This window comes from Mesorhizobium sp. M7A.F.Ca.US.006.01.1.1 (assembly GCF_003997935.1).
In the GTDB taxonomy this organism is placed as follows: Bacteria; Pseudomonadota; Alphaproteobacteria; order Rhizobiales; family Rhizobiaceae; genus Mesorhizobium.
The window spans coordinates 16,069-39,337 of record NZ_RZQL01000031.1; the positions used below are offsets into that span (position 1 = coordinate 16,069).

The following is a 23,269-nucleotide window of genomic DNA, read 5'->3' on the forward strand; positions in this document are numbered from 1 at the left end:
CAACGGTCGCGACTGGCTCTTCATTTCGCCGAGCCCTTCGCACGCGATGTGCAACGCTCAGCCTTCCACTCATGTCGCGGATTGCCTGTGGAAAATCATTCGCCCGTCCAACGCCTGATCGCACGGCCGGAATTCGGCCCTTTCGTGCTGCTCGTCGTCGAGATCGCCGTTTTCTGGAGTTTCAACCACGACTTCCTGTCGCCGCAGAACATTTCCAACACGCTGGCCTTCACGGTCGAGCTCGGCCTGATCGCGCTGGCGATGACGCTGTTGATGACATCGGGCGAGTTCGACCTCTCGGTCGGCTCCCTGTTCGGCTTCTCGCCGGTCTTGATGTGGACCCTGTTCAACAGCGGCCTGACCTCGCTTGAGGTCGGCTTTGTCGCCGCGCTGCTGGTCGCCGCCTTCATCGGGCTGGTCAATGGCTGGTTCGTGACGCAGCTCAAGATCCCATCCTTCCTGGTGACGCTCGGCATGCTGCTGGTGGTGCGCGGTACCGCGCTTTTCGTCACCGATGGTTTTCCCCAGCGCACCTGGAGCGCGGAAGGCAGCTGGCTGGCCGAAGTGCTGGTCGGCGATTTCTTCATCGGGCCGTTCCGCATCTACATGTCGCTGTTCTGGTTCATCGCCGCGGCGATCGGGCTCGGCTATGTGCTGACGCAAAGCCGCACCGGCAACTGGATCCAGGCGGCCGGCGGCAATCCGAGCGCCGCAAGAGCGCGCGGCGTCAATGTCAGCGGCGTCAAGATCGGCCTGTTCGTGCTGTCGTCGGTCATGGCCTCGCTTGCCGGCGTCATCTCCTCGCTGCGCACTTCCGCCGCCAACCCCAACAGCGGTACCGGCTATGAGTTGGAAGTCATCGCCATGGTGGTGATCGGCGGCACCGCCCTGACCGGCGGGCGGGGCACGATCATCGGCACCGTGCTCGGCATCCTGATCCTGCGCGTGATGCGCAACGGCATCGTGCTGATCGGCGTGCCCGGTCTTGCCTACAACATCTTCATCGGTGCCATCATCCTTGGCATGATGGCCCTGCATTCATGGCTGGAACGCCGGCATCAGGCGGGGACTTGAATCATGGCCGAGCCACTGATCCGCATGACGAACATCCGCAAGTCCTACGGCCGTGTGCAGGCGCTGGAGGATGCCAATTTCCATGTCAATGAACGGGAGATCGTCGGCTTGCTCGGCGACAATGGCGCCGGCAAGTCGACGCTGATCAAGGTGCTTTCGGGTGCCGTTCCGCTGACCAGCGGCGACATCTTCATCCGCGGCAAGAAGGTGAGCCTGCGCAGCACCAGCGACGCCATCGCCCACGGCATCGAGACGATCTACCAGGACTCGGCACTGGTCACGCAATTGTCGATCGCCCGCAATCTGTTCCTCGGGCGCGAGCCGATCAAGCTGCCGCGCTTCCTCAACCGGATGGACCAGGACGCGATGAACACGGTCGCCCGCGACCTGCTCAAGCAGGTCGGCATCACCAAGAACATCCCGCCGACGACGCCGATCGGCTCCCTCTCCGGCGGCGAGCGCCAGGCGGTGGCGATCGCGCGCGCCATGCATTTCGACAGCGACCTGATCATCTTGGACGAGCCTACCAACAATCTCGGCGTCGCCGAGACACAGGGCGTGCTGAGCTTCGTGCGCAACGCCCGTGATTCCGGCCATTCCTGCATTTTCATCGCGCATAACATCCACCACGTCTTCCAGGTGGTCGACCGCATCGTCGTCATGCGCCGGGGCAAGGTGGTCGCCGACGACATCGACCCGAAGAAGACCAGCGTGGCGGAGGTCGAACGGATCATCACCGGCATGTCGGACAAGGAAATCCGCGATGCCATCGCCGACGGCAAGCCATCGCACTGATTGTCGGGTGATGGGCGGCAATCACCCGTTGCCTCAGATCGCATCGCTTGTCCGGCGCGGCATTGCAGGGCGTATAGGTTGCGGCATGAAAGCCACGGTCTCGGCTATTGCCCGCAATTGCGGGCTGTGGGTTGCGGCATCAAAGCCATCGTCTCGGATATCGCCCGCAGTTGCGGGATGTGGGTAGCGGCATGAAAGCCACGGTCTCGGATATCGCCCGCAATTGCGGGCTGTCGACCGCAACAGTCGACAGGGTGCTGAATAACCGGCCGGGTGCGAGCGCGGCCAACCGCCAGCGCGTCATGGAGACGGCCAAGCAACTCGGCTATCTGCCGGTCGCCGATCAGGTGACGCTGCCCTCGCGGCCCGCCCACCTCGAATTCCTGCTGCCGATCGGCAGCAATGCCTTCATGCGCGATCTCGCCGGGCATATCGAGGACTACGCCGCGCGTCTGCCGCTTGTCGCCTCGTGCCGGATCCACAACCTCGCCGGTATCTCGCCGAACGCGCTGCAGAGCGCTGTCGAGAACCTTTCGCTCAGGGCCAATGGCGTCGGCGTGATCGCCGTCGATCATCCGCGTACGCGCAACATCCTGCGCGATATCGTCGAAGCTGGCATGCGCCTGGTGACGCTGGTGTCCGATGTTCCAGCGGCACCGCGCGCGGCCTATGTCGGCATCGACAACCGGGTGGCGGGACGAACGGCGGCGCTGCTGATGGGGCGCTTCCTTGACGGCCGCACCGGCCATCTGGCGATGGTCGTCGGCTCACGTTCCTATCGCGGTCACGAGGAACGCGAAATGGGCTTCCGCTCGGTGCTCAACGAGGAGTTTCCCAATCTGACCGTCAGCAGCGCCGTCGAGATCAACGACGAGCCCGATGTCAGCTACACCGAGACCATGAAGGCACTGCACGACGAGCCGGAGTTGCTCGGCATCTATTGCGTCGGAGCTGGACATTCGGGCGTTGCAAAGGCGATCCGGGAGGCCAGGCCGAACCGCAAGCCGGTGTTCATCTGCCACGACTTGACCAAAGACACGCGCGGTCATCTCGTCGACGACCTGCTCGATGTCGTCATCGACCAGAATGCCAGGCTGATCGCGGAACAGTCGGTCATCCGCCTGCTCGGCTCGATCGCGTCGGCAGCGCCCTATCTGACCAAGAAGTTCATCGAACCGCGGCTGATTTTCAAGGAGAACGTGCCGGTGCAGTGACAAGGGCAAATGCCCGTTGCGCCTCTTCCGCTATTGGCAGGTGGGGCCGTCCTGATGATTGACGCAGGTCAGTGAACAGCAGGCGCCAGGGTTGTTCAGATCGCAGGGTCCGCCGCTTGGAACGCAGGAGGCTGCTTCAGCCATTGACGGCAGCATAATGGTCGTCACCGCAGGAATCGCAGCGGCCGTGCCGAGACCGATCGCCCTCAAGGCTCCCCTTCGGCTTGTTCTGCCATCAACAAAGGTCGGGGCGGCAATGGGATGCTCCAGGAGGTTGGAGCCGCTCAGTCGCTCCAGCGCGGTCCAGACGGCACTCTCCTCGACAGGTTCGTCGCGACCGGATGAAATCGACGCCGCGATGGCCATAACCGAAGTCTCTCCGTCGCAACGTTCCCAGACCTCGGCGGCAAAAGAATTCAGACAGCTCGCCTGAAGAGTTTTGCGATCATAAACAAGCGTTTCGTCCGCCAGCTTGCGAACGACGATATCCTGCGTACGGCTCTTTGGCAGTTGCATGGATGTTCCCCCTGTATAAAGTGATACTAATAGAACCTGCATTGCATGGAAAGGCAAGCGGGCGCCCCTCCAAGAACCGGCTTCGATGATCGTTTCGCAGAAGTACTCCAGCCCTCGGCTCCATGACGGCGCTTTGCTGGCAACGGTTCTTGCTGGCACATGGCGCGAGGAACCGCCCCCGCCGGCCATTGCAGCCAAACAATTGTCGCGGTTGGCGCCGTTGCTGATCGGGTCGGGCACAGCGGGTTTCGTGTGGCGCAGCATGTCGCGCGATGCGGCGTTGAAAGCAGCCGAAGGCGCGCCCGAATTGCGCAATGCCCATCACCATTTCGCCATCCAGGCATCGGTCAAGGGCGAATCGCTCGAAGCGCTGGCCACAGAATTTTCTGCCGCAGGGCTCGAACCCCTGGTCTTCAAGGGCTGGGCCATCGCCCGATATTACGCCGCGCCCCATTTGCGGCCGTTCGGCGATCTGGATCTTTGCGCGCCGCCCGGCCGTCATGCAGAAGCCGCCGCGCTGCTCGGCAAGCACATTTCCGGCACCTTGCGCCACGACAAACAAGGCCTCGTGCACCTGCCCAACAATTTTCAGGTCGAGATGTCGTCAGGTTTCGCTGCAACGGTCGACCTGCACGCGGACCTCAAGAAGTATCGCTGTCCTTCGCTTGCGGCCGTCTACGGGCGCTCGATCCCCGTCAGGCTTTCGGGTGGCACGGTGCGTGTGCCGGCGCTGGAGGACCATCTGCGCCTGGCCATCCTGCATTTTCTGCGCCACGGCGGCTGGCGGCCGTTGTGGCTCACCGACATAGCGGCGATGCTGGAGAGCGCGACCGGCGATTTCAACTGGGATCTGTGCCTTGGCGAGGAGCCGCATGTAAGGCGGTGGATCGCCTGCATCCTGCAGCTTGCAGGCGATCTGCTTGGCGCCCGTATTGAGCACGTCCCGACCTCATCCCGCATCGCCGATATGCCGCGCTGGATCGCGAAGACCGTGCTCAACGAATGGCGGGCGCCATTCGCCGCGCGACAGGCGGTGCGGCCGCTCGGCGACGCGATCGCCGATCCGAGGCTTTTTCCAGGTGAGCTTGTTCAGCGCTGGCCGAACGCGATCCGGGCGACCGCCGATCGCGACGGCCCGTTCGACGCGTCTACACGTCTGCCCTACCAACTGGCGAGCTACACAGCGTCGGCCTGGGGACGCGTTGCGCGAACCTTTGCCGGTCCGGCAGCTACATTGGTGGAAAATGACAAGGTTTAGCGTTCATGTCTGATGTCTCGACCTTGCCACGCCTTGCAAGCCAGGCGCTGACACCGTGCTGGGACAATCTCAACAAATTGTCGTGGGTCGACGGCTTTGCCTTCACCAGCTACGGCGTCACTCTCGGCGTGCGCGTCAGCGATCCGGCCTTGCTGCCAATGTTACGATCCCGGCTGCCGCGCGACGCCGAGCCGTCCGATGCCGATGTCGTCGAACGGTATTTTTCAATGATCCTCGGGGGCACCAAGCCCGGATCGCGGATTCGTGCTTTCAATATGCTCTATCTCGACCATTCGCAGGCTGCCCGCTCACACAGGGTGGACGACGTGCTCGATGCGTTTGAATCATGGAGCCGGCTCTCGGTCGCCGAATTCGCGCCGACGCGCATCTTCGTCCATGCCGGCGTCGTTGGTTGGAAAGGCCGTGCGATCCTCATTCCCGGCAAGACGCAAAGCGGCAAATCGAGCTTGGTCGCAGCACTCGTCAAGGCCGGGGCCAGTTATTATTCGGACGAGTTCGCGGTACTTGACGAAACCGGCCGTGTCCACCCGTTCGCCAAGCCGCTATCGATGCGCGCCACTCCGACGGCACGCCAGCATGATGTAGCAGTCGAGGACATAGGAGGACATGTGGGCGAGGAACCACTGCCTGTCGGCCTTGTCGTCATGAGCCAATATAAGGCTGGCGCGCGGTGGCAGCCGCAGACATTGTCGCCGGGCCTTGGTCTCCTGGAATTGCTGGCGAACACAGTGTCGGCCCGGCGGGCTACGGAGCGTGCGCTGGCGGTGTTGGGAGGGGTCGTATCAAACGCGGCTGTGATCAAGTCGGAGCGCGGTGATGCGCAGATCACGATCGCAAAAATTTTGCAGGCGATCGAGCCGGACAATTGAGCGCCCGGCGTGGGTTCGGCCCGCTTCGTCAGGACCGATGGCTCCATCTCGCCTGGAACAATTTTCTTCCTATTTGTACGACAAGTCGGGGAAGCTGCCGCAAATCTGCACAGCAGCTATGCAAGTTTCTTTGTTGCCGAATCGTTGGGCAACTCGTAGGTTCTGGTTGTCGGCCATCTACTCCTCCCAGATGCGATGCCGACGCTGAATGGGGTGCACCTCCTCCCGCGCCACATTCGAAAATCGAGCCCGCTGCCACCTCCTCCCGGCAGCGGGCTTTTTTCGTTCAGCCACCGGAAGTCCCATGCCGCCTGGGTAAATACGTGGACGGCCCTCCTTCATAGAGCCGTAAGCCGCCAACAATCGTAGCAGATCTCAACCGGCGGCAGCGCCCCGGAACGAAACGATCAGCCCTTCGGCCATGCGCACGAACTGCGTGCTCGGGCCTTCGGTACCCACGGTCTGCACGCTGACACGCGCGCCCTCGAACAGCAGCGACAGCGTATCGGCGAGCAGTTCAGCCTGGCCGATGCCCGCATCCCGACATAGCGTCACAAGGCGCGCGCGCTGGGCTTCCTTGAGCTCCTTGATCACCAGCCTGGCCGGATGATCCGGCTCGGTCAGCTCAGCGGCGGCATTGGCCATGTCGCAGCCGCGGCCGTCAGCATTGAGCATGGCAGCCGCCTTGCGAACCCAGGCATGCAGCTGGGCAAGCTTGTCACCAGGAAATTCAGCCTCGAATGCATTCCACATGGCGCCAGCCTTGGCCGCATTGGCGCGCAGGCATTCGACGATCAGTTCGTCCTTGGATTCGAAGTGACGATAGAGCGTCATCTTGTTCGTGCCGGCAGCTTCGGTGATGGCGTCGACGCCGACGCCCTTGATGCCATGCTTGTGGAACATGTCGCGTGCCGTCTCCAGGATCCGATCCCGGGGACGAGGGCGCTCCACGATGCCGTCTGTCATCATGATCTCCTTTCGTTTCCAAAAAACCCTCGGCCACCTCTTGACTAGGGTGTTACCGGTCTGTAACTTCCAGAATGTTACTTACTGGTAACACCTATATCGTCCACCGTCAATAACAAGGCCGTGAACTGGCCCTGCCGGACGAGAGGGACAAGAAACTGCCAATCATGCGGCCTCGGCCGGTGAAGAGATGAAAACGGTTCGCGAGCACGGGCTGCGAATCGACAGATAAGGAGCCGGCCATGCCACAGCGCCGCGATCTTACCATAGATGAGGCCGTCCGGGATCCGATGATCCGGCTGGTCATGAAAGCCGATGGCGTCGACCCGCGCGCCTTCGAGACGATGCTGCGCTCGCTCGCCGATGCGCAGCGCCACGAGGTGCCGTTGCTGCGTTCGCGGGACGGCCTCGGTGACAAGCCCGGCCAAAGGCTGTCCAGGGTTGCCAGCGCCTTCGGGCGGGCAAGAGCAGCCGGGGAGGCTTGCGTCTCATGGTAAATTTCTTCATCCACCGTCCGATCTTCGCCTCGGCGATCGCCATCATCATGGTGCTCGCCGGGTCGATTTGTTATTTCCTGCTGCCCGTCTCGCAGTTTCCCGACATCACACCGCCGCAGGTCGTGGTCAGCGCCCATTATCCGGGCGCCAGCGCGCAAGTGGTGGCCGACACGGTGACGACGCCGCTGGAGCAGCAGATCAACGGCGTGCAGGGCATGACCTACATGTCGTCGACGAGTTCCAATGACGGCTCCTCGACCATCACCATCACCTTCGATGTCGGCTATTCGCTGAGCACCGCCGCCGTCGACGTCCAGAACCGCGTCTCGCAAGCCGCCTCGTCGTTGCCAGCGATCGTCAACCAGGGCGGTGTGACGATCAAGAAACAGAATCCGAACTTCGTCCTCATCGTCAACCTGACCTCGCCCGACAGTTCGGTCGATCCGGTAGCGCTGAGCAACCTTGCCTATCTGCAGGTCGTCGATCCGCTGAAGCGGCTGCCAGGCGTCGGCGACGTGCAGATCTTCGGCGAACGCCGCTATTCGATGCGCGTCTGGCTCGATCCCGACAAGCTCGCCAATCTCGGCATCACCGCCGTCGATGTGCAAAATGCCATCGCCGAACAGAACGTCCAGGTGGCGGCCGGCAAGATCGGCCAGTCGCCGGCACCCGCCGGCACCGCCTTCGAAATGCAGGTCAACGCCGTCGGCCGCTTGAGCGATCCCAAGGAATTCGGCGACATCGTCGTGCGCGCCAACACCGATACCGGCTCGCTGGTCAGGCTGCGCGACGTCGCGCGCATCGAGCTTGGCGCGCTGCAATATTCGTCGTCGGCCTTCTTCGGCAAGGACCCGACCGTGGTGCTTGCCGTCTACCAGATGCCTGGATCCAACGCGCTCGATCTGCAGCAGCGCGTCAAGGACAAGATGCAGGAGCTGTCGGGCCGTTTCCCGAAGGGCGTGTCCTATGCGATGCACTACGACACCACCCGCTTCGTCTCGGCGTCGATGCATGACGTGCTGATCACGCTCGGCGAAGCGCTGGTGCTGGTCGTCGCCGTGGTGTTCCTCTTCCTGCAGAGCTGGCGCACGACGATCATCCCGACCATCGCCATTCCGGTGTCACTGGTGGCGACGCTGGTCGTCATGGAGATGCTCGGCTTCTCGCTCAACATGCTCTCCCTGCTCGGCATGGTGCTGGCGATCGGCCTCGTCGTCGACGACGCCATCGTCGTGGTCGAGAATGTCGAACGACAGCTGGAGGCCGGGCTCAAACCGCTTGCGGCGACCAAGGCCGCAATGACCGAGGTCACCGGCCCGATCATCGCCACCACCGCGGTGCTGATGGCGGTGTTCGTGCCGGTCGCCTTCATTCCCGGCGTCTCCGGCAAGCTCTATAACCAGTTCGCACTGACGGTGGCGATCTCCGTCGGCATCTCCGCGTTCAACTCGCTGACGCTGAGCCCCGCGCTCAGCGCGGCCTTCCTGCGCCATCGCGGCGAGACGCAGTTCGCCCCGTTCCGCTGGTTCAACACCGGCTTCGACAGGCTGTCGCACGCCTATGCCAATGGCGTACGCATCCTCATCCGCTTGCGCTGGATCATGCTCGGCCTGTTCGCGGCCGGACTGGTCGCCACCTACTTCGTCTGGCAGCGCCTGCCCTCGACCTTCCTTCCTGTCGAGGACCAAGGCTATTTCTTCGTCGTCATCCAGTTGCCCGACGGCGCGTCGCTGGAACGCACCGACGCGGTGGCGCAGAAGGCGCGCGACATCCTGCAGGCGACGCCCGGCGTTGACATCGTCGGCTCGATCAGCGGCCTGAACTTCCTGACCAGTGCCGCGCAGTCGAACTCGGCCGTCGAGTTCGCCATCCTGAAGCCGTGGGAGGAGCGCGGCCCTGACCAGAGCGCGTCGAAACTCGTCGCCGACGTGCGCGGCAAGCTGATGCAGATCCCGGAAGCCTTTGCGCTAAGCTTCGATCCGCCCTCAATCCCGGGTATCGGCACCACGGGCGGCTTCGAATTCGTCGTCGAGGATCTCACCGGCCGCGGCAGTTCAGCCCTCAACGATGCGACGCAAGCCGTGATTGCCGAGGCGCGCAAGCAGCCGGAGATCAACCCGCAGCAGCTGTTCTCGCCGTTCTCGACCTCGACGCCGCAGTTCAACTACGACCTCGACCGCAGCAAGGCGAAACTGCTCGGCCTCAACCTGCCTGATGTCTTCAACACGCTGCAGATCTATCTCGGCTCGCTCTACGTGAACGACTTCAACCTGTTTGGCCGCACCTTCCGGGTGACCATCCAGGCCGACAAGGATGCACGTGCAGGTGCAGCCGATATTTCGCGGCTCTATGTGCGCAATGCCTCCGGCGGCATGGTGCCGCTCTCGACGCTGGGCAAACTGGTGCCCTTCGTCGGCCCGGAGACTGTGCCGCACTACAACAACAATGCCTCGGCCTCGATCAATGGCGGTGCCGCACCGGGATTTTCCTCGGGCCAGGCGGTTGCCGCGATGGAACGGGCCGCCGCCACCGCACTGCCAAGGGATTTCGGTTTCGAATGGACCGGCATCACCTTCCAGGAGCTCAAGGCAGGATCGATCGCGTCCGTCGTCTTCGGCCTCGCCATCGTCTTCGTCTTCCTGATCCTGGCGATGCAGTATGAGAGCTGGGCGATGCCGTTCATGGTGCTGCTGGCGGTGCCACTGGCCCTGTTCGGCGCCTTCGTGGCCTTGTTGCTGCGTGGCATGCAGATCGACGTCTACTCGCAGATCGGCTTCGTCATGCTGATCGGCCTGGCGGCCAAGAACGCGATCCTGATCGTCGAGTTCGCAAGGCGACGGCGCGAGGAAGGCCTCAGCATCGTCGACGCGGCGATGGAGGCGGCACGGCTGAGGCTGCGGCCGATCCTGATGACGGCCTTCGCCTTCATCCTCGGCGTACTGCCGCTGATGTTTGCGACGGGTGCGGGTGCGGCAAGCCGGCAGTCGATCGGCACCACAGTATTCGGCGGCATGGTCGCGGCGACCATCCTGTCGCTGGTGTTCGTGCCGGTGTTCTACGCGGTCATCGAACAGCTGCGCGAACGCCGCGGCAATGACGAGCCCGCCTCTCAAGACAATGAACCAACGACTGAGCCCGCGTTCCGTCCCCTGGCGGAAGCGGCCGAATAAGATTGGAGACTGATCATGCGTAAATGGAAAATCGCGTTGGGAACGGCTGTCGCGCTGGGAGCGATCTCGGTGGCCAGCGTCCATCTGCTCGACATGGGCAATCTCAGCCTCAATGCCGGCACGGCCGCGGCGACGCCTGCTCCGGCGGCATTCGTCATGCCGGTGCCGGTGGTCAGTGTCGTCAAGAAGACGATCCCGATCTACCTGGACTATGCCGCGCGGACGGAACCGATCCGCAGCATCACCTTGCAGGCCAGGATTCCTGGCTACCTGCAAGAGCAGACCGCTTCTGACGGCGTCGACGTCCGGCAAGGCGATCTTCTCTACAAGATCTCGCCTGACGACTTCCAGGCGGCTCTCGACCAGGCCAAGGCCCAGGTGCAGCGCGATACGGCAACGCTCGACTATGCCCGCTCCAATCTCGGCCGCGGCACCGAGCTTGCCAAGAGCGGCTACCTCGCCAAGGACGGCTTCGACCAGCGCACCAGCACCTTGCGCGAAGCACAGGCGTCGCTGGCGGTCAACCAGGCGGCGGTCCGCACGGCAGAGCTCAATCTGAGCTACGCTGAAATCCGGGCGCCGTTTGGCGGGCGCCTCGGCCGCAACCAGGCTTCGGTCGGAACGCTGGTCAGCGTCGCCGGCACGGTGCTCAACACGCTGGTGCAGCTCGACCCGATCTACGTCACCTTCAACCCGAGCGAGACGGATCTGGCCGAGATCGAGCAAGCCCGTGCCAACGGCCCGATCGAAGTGGAGGTCCTGCTCCCCGGCCAGATCGAGGCAAGCCAGAAGGGCGAGCTTACCTTCATCGACAATTCGGTCGACCGCTCGACCGGCACGATCACGGCGCGCGCGACGATCGGCAATGGCAAGTTCACGCTGCTGCCGGGCCAATATGTTCGTGTCCGGCTGCATGTGAGAGAGCAGGCCGACGCGCTGATGGTGCCGCAGACGGCGCTGGGCTCGAGCCAGCTCGGCAAATATCTCTATGTCGTCGGCAAGGGCAACACGGTCGACCAGCGGCTGGTTTCGCTCGGACCGACGAGCGGCGATCAGGTCGCCATCCTCAGCGGCGTCGCCGAGGGCGACCAGGTGATCACGGGCAACCTGCAGAAGATCGGACCCGGAGCGCCTGTATCGCCGATACCGGAAAAGCCGGCCACCTGAACACCCCCGTCAGGATCCGGCTTCAGCGCGGCGCCCCGGCCTTCCCACAGGTCGCGGGCGCCGCTTTCATGAGCAGGTCCACCAGACCGGCAACATCGGCGCGGTCGGCCTTGGCCGGCGGCATGAATGCACAGTAGGGATGCCCGAGGCGCACCGAGACGGAGGAGAGCGCGATCAGTCGCCCCGCCTCCAGATCGGCACCCGCCATGACCCGCTGGCCAAGGGCGATGCCCAGACCCAGCCTCGCCGAGGCGATCGCCAGGCTGGACAGGCCGACGCGCCGCCCGTGCGACGGGTCGGGCGAGCGGCTGCCGCCGGAGGCCGCGAACCAGTCCGCCCAGGTCGGGTGCGAGGCATAGTTCGGTCCCCAATTGGTGTGGATGAACAGGCTCTCATGCAGATCCGCCAGACTGGGATCGCCATTGCCGTGCTTGCGCCAGAACTCCGGCGCGCAGACCGGCAGGACGTCGTCATGAACGAGATGAACGAGTTTCAATCCGGGATAGTGATAGTCGCCATAGCTGATGCGCAGATCGATGTTCTGGCGCATCAGATCGACCGGATCGTCCTCGACCCGGACGTCGATGGCCATCTGCGGAAAGGCATCGAGAAGTACCGCCAGCCTCGGCGCCAGCCACAGTTCGGCCAACGAGAACGGCACGCTGACGACTAGGCGCGTCCGCAAGCCGCCTTCCAGCATGCGCTGGCCTATGGCGGCGATGTCTGCCAAAGCCTTCGCCGTCTGCGGATAGATGGCGTGGCCGGCGTCGGTGAGCGCGATGCGGTTGCCGCTGCGCACAAACAGCTGCTTGCCGAACCAGGTTTCGAGATTGCGTATCTGCTGGCTGACCGCCGCCGACGATACGCCGAGTTCAGAGGCGGCCAGAGTGAAGCTGCCAGCACGCGCCGCAACCTCGAAAGCCTTGATCGCATTCAGCGGAGGCAGCCGTTCCACACCAGGCTCCATAAGTTTTTCTTGCGCAATCCTAATTATTTTCCGCGTTGAGAGAAAGATTTTTTTGCCTTCTCATAGGCTCGAAACCTTCGGAGCCATGACGATGAAAGACATCCTCGATCTCGACCGCTATCCGCTCGACCGCGAAGGCAGCGCCGCATGGCAGCGCCTTGTCGAACAATCCGTCGCCGCGCTCGAAGCCGACGGCATGTTCAATCTGGAAGGGTTTTTGCGCCCCGGCGTGGCGGAACAAGCCGTGCGCGAAATCCAGCCGGTGATGGCCGCACGATCGCATGTGCACAAGCGCATGCACAACATCTACTTCAAGCCCGACATTCCCGAGCTTGCTCCCGACCATCCGGCGCTACGCAAGGTGGAGACCATCAGCCACACCGTCTGTGCCGACCAGATTCCGGGCAGTGTCGTGCTCGCCATCTACGAATACGAACTACTGCTGCGCTTCCTGGCGGCAACGATGGGCAAGGCCAGGCTGCATGTCATGCAGGATCCCCTGGCCCGCACCAATGTCATGGCCTATCGCGCCGGCGAGGCCTTGAACTGGCATTTCGACCGTTCGGAATTCACGACGACGCTGTTGTTGCAAGCAGCGGAGCGTGGCGGCGACCTCGAATACCGCACCGATCTGCGATCTGACGACAATCCGAACTATGACGGCGTCGCCAGATTGCTCGAAGGACGCGACCCCGATGCAAAGATCCTGCGCATGAAGCCCGGCACGCTGAATGTCTTCCGCGGCAAGAACACCGCGCATCGCGTCACCACCGTCGAAGGCGAGCGAGAGCGCATGATCGCGGTGTTTTCATACTACGAGAAGCCCGGCGTGATGTTCAGTCCCGAGGAGCGCGTGGGCTTCTACGGCCGCGCCGCCTGAGAGACCGCTTGGAAATTCTACTCTGGCGGCCATCTAGCGGCGTTTTCTGCGCTTCCGGTGCTCACGTACCCAAAAGTGCGCTCCGCTCCGGTTCTCGAAACCACCACCATATGACTCGCCAGAGCGAATTTCGAAACGGTCTCTGCAGCGTTGGCCAATCAATTAAGAGATAGCCTCTTGTTAGATTGTCGACAATCTGCTTGTCTTGCTTTCGGTTTCCCTGGGAGTGGCCGAATGGCGAAAGCGGATTTCAGTCCGATCGCGGACACGACGCGCCGCGCCGAGATCGTCGCGCTGCTGCGGCGCGCGATCCTGACCGGCCAGCTCGAACCCGGCCAGAAACTCAACGAACTCCGTATCTCCGAACAGATGCGCGTCAGCCGCGCGCCGCTGCGCGAGGCGATGCGCGAACTGGTCCAGGAAGGCATCCTGACCAGCATCCCCTATGCAGGCACCTTCGTCATCGAGATCACAGCCAAGGACATCGACGATGCCTATTCGTTCAACAAGGTGATGGACGAGCTGGCCATCGAGCGGGCGTGGCCGCTGCGCGACCAGCGCTTTTTCGACGAGCTCGACCGGCGCCACGAAGCCGTGAAGCAGGCGACTCGCGCGTTGGACACGACACGCCAAATCGAGACCGCGCTGCAACTGCATGGCCTGATCTACGAATGGGCCGACAATTCGGTGCTGCTGGAAACCTGGCAGCGGCTGACCAGCCGGCTGCAGATGTATTTTGCGCTCCACCAGCATGCCCGCAATGAGCCGGTGCCGGCCGAAGACGTTCACGAAACCTATGTGCGGCTGCTGAAGGGCAAGGACATGCGTGCAGCCCAGCGCCATGCCAGGGAGCATATCGATCTCGATTTCGAGGAGTTGCTTGCCTATGCGCGCGGCCTCGAACAACGCCCGTCGAGGGGCGCCTGACCCGTTCCCAACACCACAGACAGCGGACAAGACACGTGCAGATCGAGACCATCAAGGCCTACCATGTCGTACAGCCCTTCGTGGACGGGCCCTATCGCATGTCCAAGGGGCGCGAGGCCGACGCCTTCGACGCGGTGATCGTCTCCATTACATCAGACAGCGGCATCACCGGCTGGGGCGAGATGGCGCCGCTCGGCAATTTTTACTCGGCCGCCTTCCCCGCCGGCGTTCGCGCCGGCGTGGTCGAGATCGCGCCGCATCTGATCGGCCGCGATCCGCGCGGGCTGGCCAGCATCGGGCGGCTGATGGACACGGTGTTCAAGGGCCATCCCTACATCAAGTCGGCGCTCGACATGGCCTGCTGGGATCTGGCGGCGCGCGCCGCCGACGTGCCGCTGGTCACGCTGCTCGGCGGCAAGGAAAGCGACACCGCGGAACTCTATAAGGTCGTCACGCACGGCAGCGTCGACGCCATGGCCGCGCTGGCCAAGCGCATCGTCAAGGACGGCTTCCACCGGCTGCAGGTCAAGGTCGGCGGCAATGTCCATGACGACATCGAGCGCGTCATCGCGGTTGCCTCCTCGGTGCCGAAAGGCACGGTCATCTTCTGCGACGCCAATGCCGGCTGGACGCCCTACCAGGCGCGCCAGTTCGCCGACGCGGCGCGCAGCATCGACTACACGTTCGAGCAGCCCTGCTCCACGATCGATGAAAACATGTCGGTGCGCCGCATGCTCGACAAGCCGATGGTGCTCGACGAATCCGTCACCTCGCTCGAGGCGATGCTGGAAATTCATCGCCTGGGCGCGGCCGACGGGCTGACCCTGAAGATCTCGCGCCTTGGCGGCGTGACCAAGACGCGCCAGATCCGCGACGTTGCCGTCGATCTCGGCTTCATGATCACCGTCGAGGACACGGGTGGCGCCGAGATCGACACGGCGGCGATGGCGCATCTGTCCTTGTCGACGCCTGAGGAGCGCCGGCTGCATGCCATCGCCTTCCATGAATGGGTGACGGTGCGCACGGCGTCGAACATGCCACCAGTCACCGGCAGCCGCATGGGCATTCCAGACGGGCCGGGTCTCGGCATAGACGTCGTTCCCGATCTGCTCGGCGCGCCGTTCTTCGAGGTCGGGCGCTGAGATGAAAATCCGCAGCATCAAAGCCACGCCGATCAATTTGCGCCTCGAAGCGCCCTATGCCTGGGTGTTCGGCGAACTCGACGGATTTTCGCCGACCATTGTCGAAGTCGAGACCGAAGATGGCCTGGTCGGCCTCGGCGAAGCGCCGACGCCAGCGGCGGCCGCAATCATCAACGATGTCCTGGCGCCACGGCTGGTCGGCCGCGATGCCTTCGACATTGCCGGCGCCGAACATGTTTGCCTGCCCTATTGGACCGGCGTGCAGTCGATCAACGACCGCACCCGCATCATGGCTTTCGGCGCCATCGAGATGGCGTTGTGGGACCTGCGCGGCAAGGCGTGGAACCAGCCGCTCTACCAGTTGCTTGGCGGCGCCGTGCGCAAGGACATCCCGTTCACCGACTATTTTTCCCTACGCGGTGACGGGCCAAGGGTGAAGGGCGAGACGACGCCCGAGGAAGTCGCCAATTATTGCGTCGAATTGCACGAGACGCATGGAACGACCTTCTTCGAAGGCAAGTTTTCGACCGAAGACCCGAAAGTCTCGCTCAGGATGGTCGAACTGATCCGCCGGAAACTTGGTGACGATGCGATGATCCGTATCGATTCCAACCAGGCCTATTCGCTCAGCACCGCGCGGCGGCTGGCGCGGCCGCTGGAAGAATTGGGCGTGCGCAACTGGGAGGATCCGGTGGCGACCATCGAGGAGATGCGCGAGCTGCGGCGCCATTGCTCGATCCCGTTCTCGACCCACAACATCGACATTGCGCGCGCCATGGAAACCAAGGTACCGGACGCTTTCGTCGGCAACCCGACGACGCATGGCGGCATTGGCCGGATGCTACGCTTCGTCGGCGCCTGCGAGCACGCCAGCATCGATTTCTGGTGCTACAGCGGCGACAGCGGCATCGGCAGTGCCGCCTATCTGCACCTATGCGCGGCACTCGGCTGGATCAGGGAGCCGAACCAGTCGCTGTTTCGCATGCTGCCGATGGATGTCACCGAGGAAGGACCGTTTTCGCCGAGGAACAATTTCGTGCGCGTTCCGGAGGGTCCCGGTCTCGGCGTCACCTTGTCGCGCGAGAACCTCGCTGTCTGTCACAGAGACTTTACCGAGAAAGGACCGTGCAACAAGTATCATGACCCGGCAAAGCCCGGAACCTATCGCCGTCTGCCGCTGAACTAGACGGCGGAAGCAGTGCAGTCAGGACTCCGGCACGTCCACGCCACGACTGGATGGACCGGACAAAACCGCATGCTAAAGTTTCGGTCGACAGACCTCTCTGGCGGCCGAAAAATGGAGCAATCCACGAAATTTCGTCAACCATAAGAAATAGGGGAAAGGGTAAAAACCCATGAGCAAGAACTACAGCATTCTCGACCTGATCCGGCGCAATCGCACGCCGCTTGAAAATCACCTGATCGACGGCCTCGTCGACGGCCGTGTCAGCCGCCGCGACTTCGTCCGCCATGGCAGCCTGCTCGGCCTGTCGCTGCCGCTGCTGGGCCGCATCGGCATGGCCGCCGGCCTTGGCGGCATGCCGTCGCTGGCGCGCGCCCAGGGCGCACCTGGCGCCACCATCCGTGTCGCCAGCAGCGTGCCGGCGGCGACGATCGACCCGGTCACCATTGCGGACGCCGGCGGCCTGCTGATCATGCAGCAGGTTGCCGAATTCCTTTGCGTCGACGGCCCCGATCTGGTGCTGCAGCCGGCCTTGGCCGAAAGCTGGAAGCCGAACGACAATGGCACGGTGTGGACCTTCAAGCTGCGCAAGGGCGTGAAATTCCACAGCGGCGGCGAGATGAAGGCAGATGACGTCGTGGCCAGCATCGACCGCCTTGCCGACCCGGCCAACTCGTCCAATGCGCTGTCGGTGTTCACCGGCATTCTGCAGAAGGGCGCTTCAAAGAAGGTCGACGACTATACGGTGGAATTCCATCTCGATGCGCCGAACGGCAACTTCCCCTACATGCTGTCGTCCGACAACTACAACGCCGTCATCATCCCGGCGAGCTACAAAGGCGACTACGAGAAGAGCTTCGACGGCACCGGGCCGTTCAGGATCGAGAAATACACGGCCAAGGTCGGTGCGTCCTTCGTCCGCAACGAGGACTATTGGGGGCCGAAGGCATTGCCCGAGCGCACCGAATTCACCTTCTTCACCGACATGCAGCCGCAGATCCTGGCGCTGCAGGGCGGACAGGTCGACATCATCAACCAGATGCCGGTGTTGGCTGGTGTCGCTCTGCTCAACGATCCGAACATCGACATCATCAGCCTGAAGTCGTCGGCCCATCAGCAACTTCACATGCGCTGCGATGAGGGCCCGTTGAAGGATGCGCGCGTGCGCCGTGCCATTGCGCTCTGCCTCGATCGCGACAAGTTGGCCGCCGGCCTGATGAAGGGACGCTCCGCTCTGGGCAATGACAGCCCGTTCGCCGCCGTCTACCCTTCGACCGATACGAGTGTGCCGCAACGCAAGCAGGATATCGCCCAGGCCAAGCAGCTCATGGAAGCAGCCGGCCTTGGCCAGGGCTTCAAGATAACCCTGACCACCGAACGCTACCTGGAAATCCCCGAGTACGCCCAGCTCATCCAGAACTGGGTCAAGGAGATCGGTGTCCAACTCGACCTCAACATCCTCGACCAGAGCGGCTATTACGGAGACGCGGTGTTCGGCAAATCGAACTGGCTGGATTCGGTGATGGGCATCACCGACTACGGCCACCGCGGCGTGCCGAACGTCTATCTCGCGGCGCCGCTGAAGAGCGAAGGCACCTGGAATGCGGCGCATTTCAAGAACAAGGACTATGACGCGCTGGCGACCAGCTACATCGCAGCCCTCGACCTCGAGGCGCAGAAGGCCGACGCCGGCAAGATCCAGAAGCTGCTGCTTGAGGAAACGCCGGTCATCTTCGGCTATTTCTACGACTATCTGACGGCGACGGCGAAGGGCGTGGCCGGCGTACAGCCGACCGCCATGTCGCAGCTGTTCCTCGACAAGGCATCGAAGGCCTGAGCTAACTCATTGTTGGAGCATGATCTCCGGACAAAACGGTTCCCGTTTGTCCGAGAAAACCGGTCCCCACTTTTCGGGATCATGCTCAAAAGAGAAAGCCAATCCTCTAACAGCCAGCTCCCGCATGGGGGCTGGCTCCACAGGGAGTCCTAGCCATTCTCTCCTTCCTTGTCCGGCGTGTGTCGCTGTCGCTGGTGACGCTGTTCCTGCTCAGCATCATGGTGTTCCTGGGCGGCCAGGTGCTGCCCGGCAATGTCGGGCGCGCCATATTGGGTCCGTTCGCCGACCAGCGCGCGGTCGATGCACTCAATCACACGCTCGGCGTCGACCGCCCGCTGCTGACCCAGTACTGGGGCTGGATCTCCAACTTCGTCCAGGGCGACATGGGCACGTCCTACATCTTCCGCTCGCCGGTCGCGCCCTTCGTTATCGATGCGCTGGGCAACTCAATGAAGCTGGCGGCGGTCGCCTTCGTTCTGGTGGTGCCGATCGGCATCCTCGGCGGCGTCGTTGCAGCGCTCAACCTCAACCGCCCGCTCGACCGCATCATCAGCCTCGGCGGCCTGTCGGTGACGGTGCTGCCGGAATTCGTCACTGGCATCATCCTGATCCTGATCTTTGGTGTGTGGCTGCGCTGGCTGCCGATCTCGGCCGCATGGCCGCGCGACGCCGGTTTCTTCACGCAGCTCTACTACCTGATCCTGCCTTCACTGCCGCTGTTCCTGGTGCTGTTCGGCTATATCGCCCGCATGGCGCGCTCGGGCATGATCGAGGCGCTCGATTCCGACTATACGCGAACGGCCGTGCTGAAGGGCCTGCCCTGGCGCACGGTGATCTGGCGGCATGTGCTGCGCAACGCGCTGTTGCCGACCATCACCGTTATTGCGACACAGACCGGCTATCTGATCGGCGGCCTCGTGGTGATCGAAACGCTGTTTCGCTATCAAGGCATCGGCTCGCTGATCTTCACTGCCGCGCGCGGCAAGGACTTCCCGATGCTGGAGTCGGGCATCCTCACCATCGGCATCGTCTATGCCGTGGCCACTCTTGTCGCCGACTTCCTCTATTCCGTGCTCAATCCGCGCATCCGGCTGGGGTCAGACCAATGAGCACCATCCAGACCACCTCCTCGACACCCGACGACACGCGCCCGCGCGGCCCGCTGGCCGAGGTCTTTTTCTCGCTGCTGCGCTCGCGAACATTCCTTGTCGGTTTCGCCATCGTGCTGTTCTGGGTTGCCTGCGCGCTGTTCGGCGAGCGCTTCGCACCCTACGACCCGCTCGCCGACGACATCATCAACGCGCTGGCGCCGCCTTCTTCCGAACACTGGTTCGGCACCGACCAGATCGGCCGCGACGTCTTCTCGCGCGTCATCGTCGGTTCGCGCGACATCCTGACCGTCGCCCCGCTGGCAACCTTGCTGGCGACCGTGGCCGGCACGGCGCTCGGCCTCGTCACCGGCTATTTTCGCGGCCTGGTCGACGACGTCGTCAGCCGTATCCTGGAAGCCTTCATGGCGATCCCGGTGGTCATCGTCGCGCTGTTGGCAATCGTTGCGCTCGGCACCTCGAAGACGACGGTCATCGTCGTCATCGGCCTCAGCTTCGCGCCGATCATCGCACGCACCGTGCGCTCGGCGGTGCTGGCCGAGCGCGAACTCGACTATGTCGCCGCCGCGCAGCTAAGGCATGAAAGTGCGCTGCATACGATGTTCGTCGAGATTCTGCCCAACGTCATCCCGCCGATCCTGGTCGAAACCACCGTGCGGCTAGGCTATGCCATTTTCGCCGTCGCCACACTCTCTTTCATGGGGTTCGGCATCCAGCCGCCCTCGCCTGACTGGGGGCTGTCGATCTCCAACAATTACGGCATGATCGGCGGCGGCTTCTGGTGGACGGTGCTGTTCGACGCGCTGGCCATCGCCTCGTTGGTCATCGGCGTCAACCTTGCGGCCGACGGCGTTCACGGAGCGCTCAATGACTAACTCCGCCAAGGCTAAGAACGCACTCGAACTCACCGATCTGTCGGTTGCCTACCGCGTCGCCGGCCGCAACCGAGCGGTGCTGCGCAACCTCAGCCTCACCATCGCCCAGGGTGAGACCTATGGGCTGGTCGGCGAATCCGGCTGCGGCAAATCCACCGTCGCGCTTACCGTCGTGCGCTATTTGCCGCGCAACGGCTCGATCACTGGCGGCGCCATCTCGCTCGACGGCCAGGACGTCATGAGGCTGGACGCCGAAGCGCTCAGGCAGGCGCGCGCCGAAAGCGTCTCCATGGTCTATCAGGACCCGGGCAAGGCGCTGAACCCGTCGATCCGCGTCGGTCGCCAGCTGACCGAGATTTTTGAACTCGGCGGCGTCTCGGGACAGGCGGCTACCGACCGGGCGATCGCGATGCTGAATCGGGTGCGCATCTCCGATCCCGTCAGCGTCATGCAGCGCTACCCGCACCAGCTTTCCGGCGGCATGCAGCAACGCGTGGCTATCGCCATGGCGCTGGCCAACGATCCCTCGATGCTGATCCTCGACGAGCCGACCACCGGCCTCGATGCGACGGTGGAGGCCGAGGTGCTCGACCTGATCGCGCAGCTCAGGCAGGAACTATCGGCCTCGATCCTGTTCATCAGCCACAACCTCGCCGTCGTCTCCAACATGTGCGATCGGGTCGGCGTGCTCTATGCCGGCATGCTGGTCGAGGAAGGGCCGACGGAGGTCGTCTTCAACGACCCGCGCCATCCCTATACCGTAGCCTTGCTGCGCTGCCTGCCGCGCGGGGGCCAACGCAAGGACCAGGGCCGCCTCGACACCATTCCCGGCTTCCTGCCCGGCATCGGGGTCGACATCAAGGGCTGCGCCTTCGCCGATCGCTGCGCGCTCGCCGATGACCGCTGCCGCAGCGAGTTGCCGCCGCTCTATGATCTGGGCGGCCGGCTGTCCCGCTGCTTCCATCACGACAAGGCGCAGGCGCTGCCGCGGACGACACCGAGCGATGTGGCGCCCGCACCAAAGGCGGCGGAAGCACCGGTGCTGCGCGTCGCGGGGCTGAACAAGACCTATGCCAGCCACGGCCATGCACTGCGCGCCGTGAAGGACGTGTCGCTCGACCTGCGGCCCGGCGAGACGCTCGGGCTGGTCGGCGAATCCGGCAGCGGCAAGACGACCTTCGCCAGGCTGCTGCTCGGCCTGGTGCCGCCCGACGAAGGCGGCACCATCGAGCTGGAAGGCAAGGCGCTGGCGCCACGACTGGAGAACCGCAGCGACGACCAGATCAAGGCGATGCAGATCGTCTTCCAGAACCCGGACTCCGCACTCAACCGCTCGCATTCGATCCGCCACCTGATCGGCCGCGCGCTGAAGCGGCTGGCCGGCCTCTCCGGCAAGGCGCTGGAGGCTCGTCTCAACGACCTCGTCCGCTCGGTGCGGCTCACCGACCGGCATCTTGCCGTCAAGCCGCGCCAGCTCTCCGGCGGCCTGAAGCAGCGCGTTGCCATCGCGCGTGCCTTCGCCGGCGATCCTCGCATCGTGGTGTGCGACGAGCCGACCTCGGCGCTCGACGTCTCGGTGCAGGCTGCGATCCTCAACCTGCTCGCCGACCTGCAGTCGAAGGAAGACGTCAGCTACATCTTCATCTCGCACGACCTTGCCGTGGTGCGTTACCTCTCCGACAAGATCGCCGTGCTCTATCTCGGCCGCATCATGGAACTTGGGCCATCGGAAGACGTCTTTTCCGGACCGCATCACCCCTATACCGAGGCGCTTTTGTCGGCGGTGCCCAAACTCGACCAGACCGAGACGGCACGCATTCGTCTCGACGGCGAAATCCCCAGCGCCACCAACCCCCCGTCGGGCTGCGTGTTCCACACGCGCTGCCCGCGCAAGATCGGCCCGATCTGCGAGCAGCAGGAGCCGCCACTCAGCGAAGCCCAGGCCGGCCATTCCATCCGCTGCCACATTCCTTACGCCGAACTGGCCAGGCTGCAGAGAGCGGTCGTAATCGAGCCGGCATAGCGCTGTCGCTCGCGTGGCTTGGCCAGTCAGATCTGGCCCGCCATGCTGAGAGCACGGTCACCTTCTGAAAAGCCCTGCCCTTCGGCCCAGTCTCTGGCCAGCGTGCGCAGGCCGGTGAGCGCGACATCCAGGACATCCGAAGAAACAGGATTGGAGGGATAGGCGAGGTAGATCGGCCGCTGGAACACCGGCGCGTTGTCGATGCGTCGCATTTCGCCGCGCTCGATATGGCCGCTGACGGCGCTGAGCGGCAGATAGGCGGCGGCTTGCTGCGACAGGACATGCTGGAGGCCGATGAAGACCAGCCCGGCCGAAATGGCCGGCTTGACCATGCCGGCAAAGGCGCGGTCGTGCTCGATGCGGAATTCCAGTCCCCAGTCCATCAGAATGTAGTTTTCGGTCCATGGCTTGGTCTGAGCGGCGTGCTGCACCAGCACGACCTGATCGACGGCCAGCGTTTCGTAGACGATGCCGGGATGCGGCCGCGGCAGATAGAGGATGCAGATGTCGAGCAGGCCTTCCGCCAATTGGTCGATCGCCGAGTCCGGAAAGCTGCCCTCCAGCCGCAGCGCCACGTTCGGCCGCCTAGTGCGCATCCACTCGACCCATGGCGAGGTGATGCGGTCCCACAGATAGGCCGGCGCGGTCAGCCGCAGCAAGGTCTCGTAGCCATCGGGAACGGCGATGTCCTGCCGCGATTGCTCCCAGGTGCGGGTGATCGACGAGGCATGCGGCAGGAACTGCCGGCCGGCCGGCGTCAGCGTGACGCCATCGCGGTC

The 23,269-nt window shown here is 63.6% G+C and carries 20 protein-coding genes; 16 read left to right on the plus strand and 4 right to left on the minus strand.

Annotation, left to right across the window (positions count from 1 at the left end):
- Nucleotides 1–87: 87 nt before the first annotated feature.
- The 3 genes from EN943_RS08355 to EN943_RS08365 all read left to right on the plus strand — a co-directional run bounded on the left by EN943_RS08355 (nt 88) and on the right by EN943_RS08365 (nt 3,083).
- Nucleotides 88–1,074, plus strand: coding sequence for an ABC transporter permease (locus tag EN943_RS08355; protein ID WP_127412245.1), 987 nt, complete (start codon nt 88–90; stop codon nt 1,072–1,074).
- Nucleotides 1,075–1,077: 3 nt separating this feature from the next.
- The gene (locus tag EN943_RS08360) at nt 1,078–1,869 is read left to right on the plus strand and encodes an ATP-binding cassette domain-containing protein (RefSeq protein WP_127412246.1); all 792 of its coding nucleotides are present in this window, start codon (nt 1,078–1,080) and stop codon (nt 1,867–1,869) included.
- Between the two features lie 191 nt (nt 1,870–2,060).
- Nucleotides 2,061–3,083 (plus strand): LacI family DNA-binding transcriptional regulator, encoded by a 1,023-nt coding sequence (locus EN943_RS08365; protein WP_127412247.1) that lies wholly within the window; start codon nt 2,061–2,063, stop codon nt 3,081–3,083.
- Between the two features lie 30 nt (nt 3,084–3,113).
- On the opposite strand, the gene EN943_RS08370 is transcribed toward EN943_RS08365, so the two are convergent.
- Nucleotides 3,114–3,599, minus strand: coding sequence for a PqqD family protein (locus EN943_RS08370; RefSeq protein WP_127412248.1), 486 nt, complete (start codon nt 3,597–3,599; stop codon nt 3,114–3,116).
- An 85-nt stretch (nt 3,600–3,684) separates the two neighbouring features.
- On the opposite strand from EN943_RS08370, the gene EN943_RS08375 reads away from it, so the two are divergent.
- Nucleotides 3,685–4,857: a nucleotidyltransferase family protein gene (locus EN943_RS08375; protein ID WP_127412249.1), complete on the plus strand. Its 1,173-nt coding sequence runs from the start codon at nt 3,685–3,687 to the stop codon at nt 4,855–4,857.
- Between the two features lie 5 nt (nt 4,858–4,862).
- Nucleotides 4,863–5,747 carry a hypothetical protein gene (locus EN943_RS08380; RefSeq protein ID WP_127412250.1) on the plus strand — a complete coding sequence of 295 codons (885 nt, stop codon included), beginning with the start codon at nt 4,863–4,865 and terminating at the stop codon, nt 5,745–5,747.
- A gap of 375 nt (nt 5,748–6,122) precedes the next feature.
- Here EN943_RS08380 and EN943_RS08385 read toward each other — a convergent pair whose 3' ends face one another.
- Nucleotides 6,123–6,713, minus strand: coding sequence for a TetR/AcrR family transcriptional regulator (locus tag EN943_RS08385; RefSeq protein ID WP_027036031.1), 591 nt, complete (start codon nt 6,711–6,713; stop codon nt 6,123–6,125).
- A 242-nt stretch (nt 6,714–6,955) separates the two neighbouring features.
- Here EN943_RS08385 and EN943_RS08390 point away from each other — a divergent pair, with 242 nt between their 5' ends.
- The 3 genes from EN943_RS08390 to EN943_RS08400 are packed head-to-tail and all read left to right on the plus strand — an operon-like array spanning nt 6,956 to nt 11,547.
- On the plus strand, nt 6,956–7,210 hold the full coding sequence (locus EN943_RS08390) for a hypothetical protein (protein WP_127412251.1): 255 nt from the start codon (nt 6,956–6,958) through the stop codon (nt 7,208–7,210).
- Nucleotides 7,204–10,380 (plus strand): multidrug efflux RND transporter permease subunit, encoded by a 3,177-nt coding sequence (locus tag EN943_RS08395; protein WP_127412252.1) that lies wholly within the window; start codon nt 7,204–7,206, stop codon nt 10,378–10,380. Before EN943_RS08390 ends, EN943_RS08395 begins: the two co-directional genes overlap by 7 nt.
- A 15-nt stretch (nt 10,381–10,395) precedes the next feature.
- Nucleotides 10,396–11,547 (plus strand): efflux RND transporter periplasmic adaptor subunit, encoded by a 1,152-nt coding sequence (locus EN943_RS08400; protein WP_127412253.1) that lies wholly within the window; start codon nt 10,396–10,398, stop codon nt 11,545–11,547.
- Nucleotides 11,548–11,569: 22 nt separating this feature from the next.
- Here the strand turns inward: EN943_RS08400 and EN943_RS08405 are convergent, their stop codons facing one another.
- Nucleotides 11,570–12,502 carry a LysR substrate-binding domain-containing protein gene (locus EN943_RS08405; protein ID WP_127412254.1) on the minus strand — a complete coding sequence of 311 codons (933 nt, stop codon included), beginning with the start codon at nt 12,500–12,502 and terminating at the stop codon, nt 11,570–11,572.
- A gap of 103 nt (nt 12,503–12,605) precedes the next feature.
- Between EN943_RS08405 and EN943_RS08410 the strand changes: the two genes are divergently transcribed.
- From EN943_RS08410 to EN943_RS08445, 8 genes are all read left to right on the plus strand, one after another.
- The gene (locus EN943_RS08410; protein ID WP_127412255.1) at nt 12,606–13,394 is read left to right on the plus strand and encodes a 2OG-Fe(II) oxygenase; all 789 of its coding nucleotides are present in this window, start codon (nt 12,606–12,608) and stop codon (nt 13,392–13,394) included.
- Nucleotides 13,395–13,628: 234 nt separating this feature from the next.
- The gene (locus tag EN943_RS08415) at nt 13,629–14,321 is read left to right on the plus strand and encodes a GntR family transcriptional regulator (RefSeq protein ID WP_127412256.1); all 693 of its coding nucleotides are present in this window, start codon (nt 13,629–13,631) and stop codon (nt 14,319–14,321) included.
- Nucleotides 14,322–14,356: 35 nt separating this feature from the next.
- A complete protein-coding gene (locus EN943_RS08420) occupies nt 14,357–15,463 on the plus strand; it encodes a mandelate racemase/muconate lactonizing enzyme family protein (protein ID WP_127412257.1) in 1,107 nt (368 codons plus the stop codon).
- Nucleotide 15,464: 1 nt separating this feature from the next.
- Complete coding sequence (locus EN943_RS08425; RefSeq protein ID WP_127412258.1) at nt 15,465–16,649, plus strand: mandelate racemase/muconate lactonizing enzyme family protein; 1,185 nt, start codon at nt 15,465–15,467, stop codon at nt 16,647–16,649.
- Nucleotides 16,650–16,818: 169 nt separating this feature from the next.
- Nucleotides 16,819–18,483: an ABC transporter substrate-binding protein gene (locus EN943_RS08430; RefSeq protein ID WP_127412259.1), complete on the plus strand. Its 1,665-nt coding sequence runs from the start codon at nt 16,819–16,821 to the stop codon at nt 18,481–18,483.
- A 155-nt stretch (nt 18,484–18,638) separates the two neighbouring features.
- On the plus strand, nt 18,639–19,592 hold the full coding sequence (locus tag EN943_RS08435; protein ID WP_127412260.1) for an ABC transporter permease: 954 nt from the start codon (nt 18,639–18,641) through the stop codon (nt 19,590–19,592).
- Entirely contained in the window at nt 19,589–20,467 is an 879-nt protein-coding gene (locus EN943_RS08440) for an ABC transporter permease (RefSeq protein WP_127412261.1), read from the plus strand. Before EN943_RS08435 ends, EN943_RS08440 begins: the two co-directional genes overlap by 4 nt.
- Complete coding sequence (locus EN943_RS08445) at nt 20,460–22,490, plus strand: ABC transporter ATP-binding protein (protein ID WP_127412262.1); 2,031 nt, start codon at nt 20,460–20,462, stop codon at nt 22,488–22,490. Before EN943_RS08440 ends, EN943_RS08445 begins: the two co-directional genes overlap by 8 nt.
- 26 nt (nt 22,491–22,516) lie before the next feature.
- Here the strand turns inward: EN943_RS08445 and EN943_RS08450 are convergent.
- Nucleotides 22,517–23,269 (minus strand): LysR family transcriptional regulator (locus EN943_RS08450; RefSeq protein ID WP_164778122.1); only part of this gene is annotated, 753 nt, incomplete at its 5' end.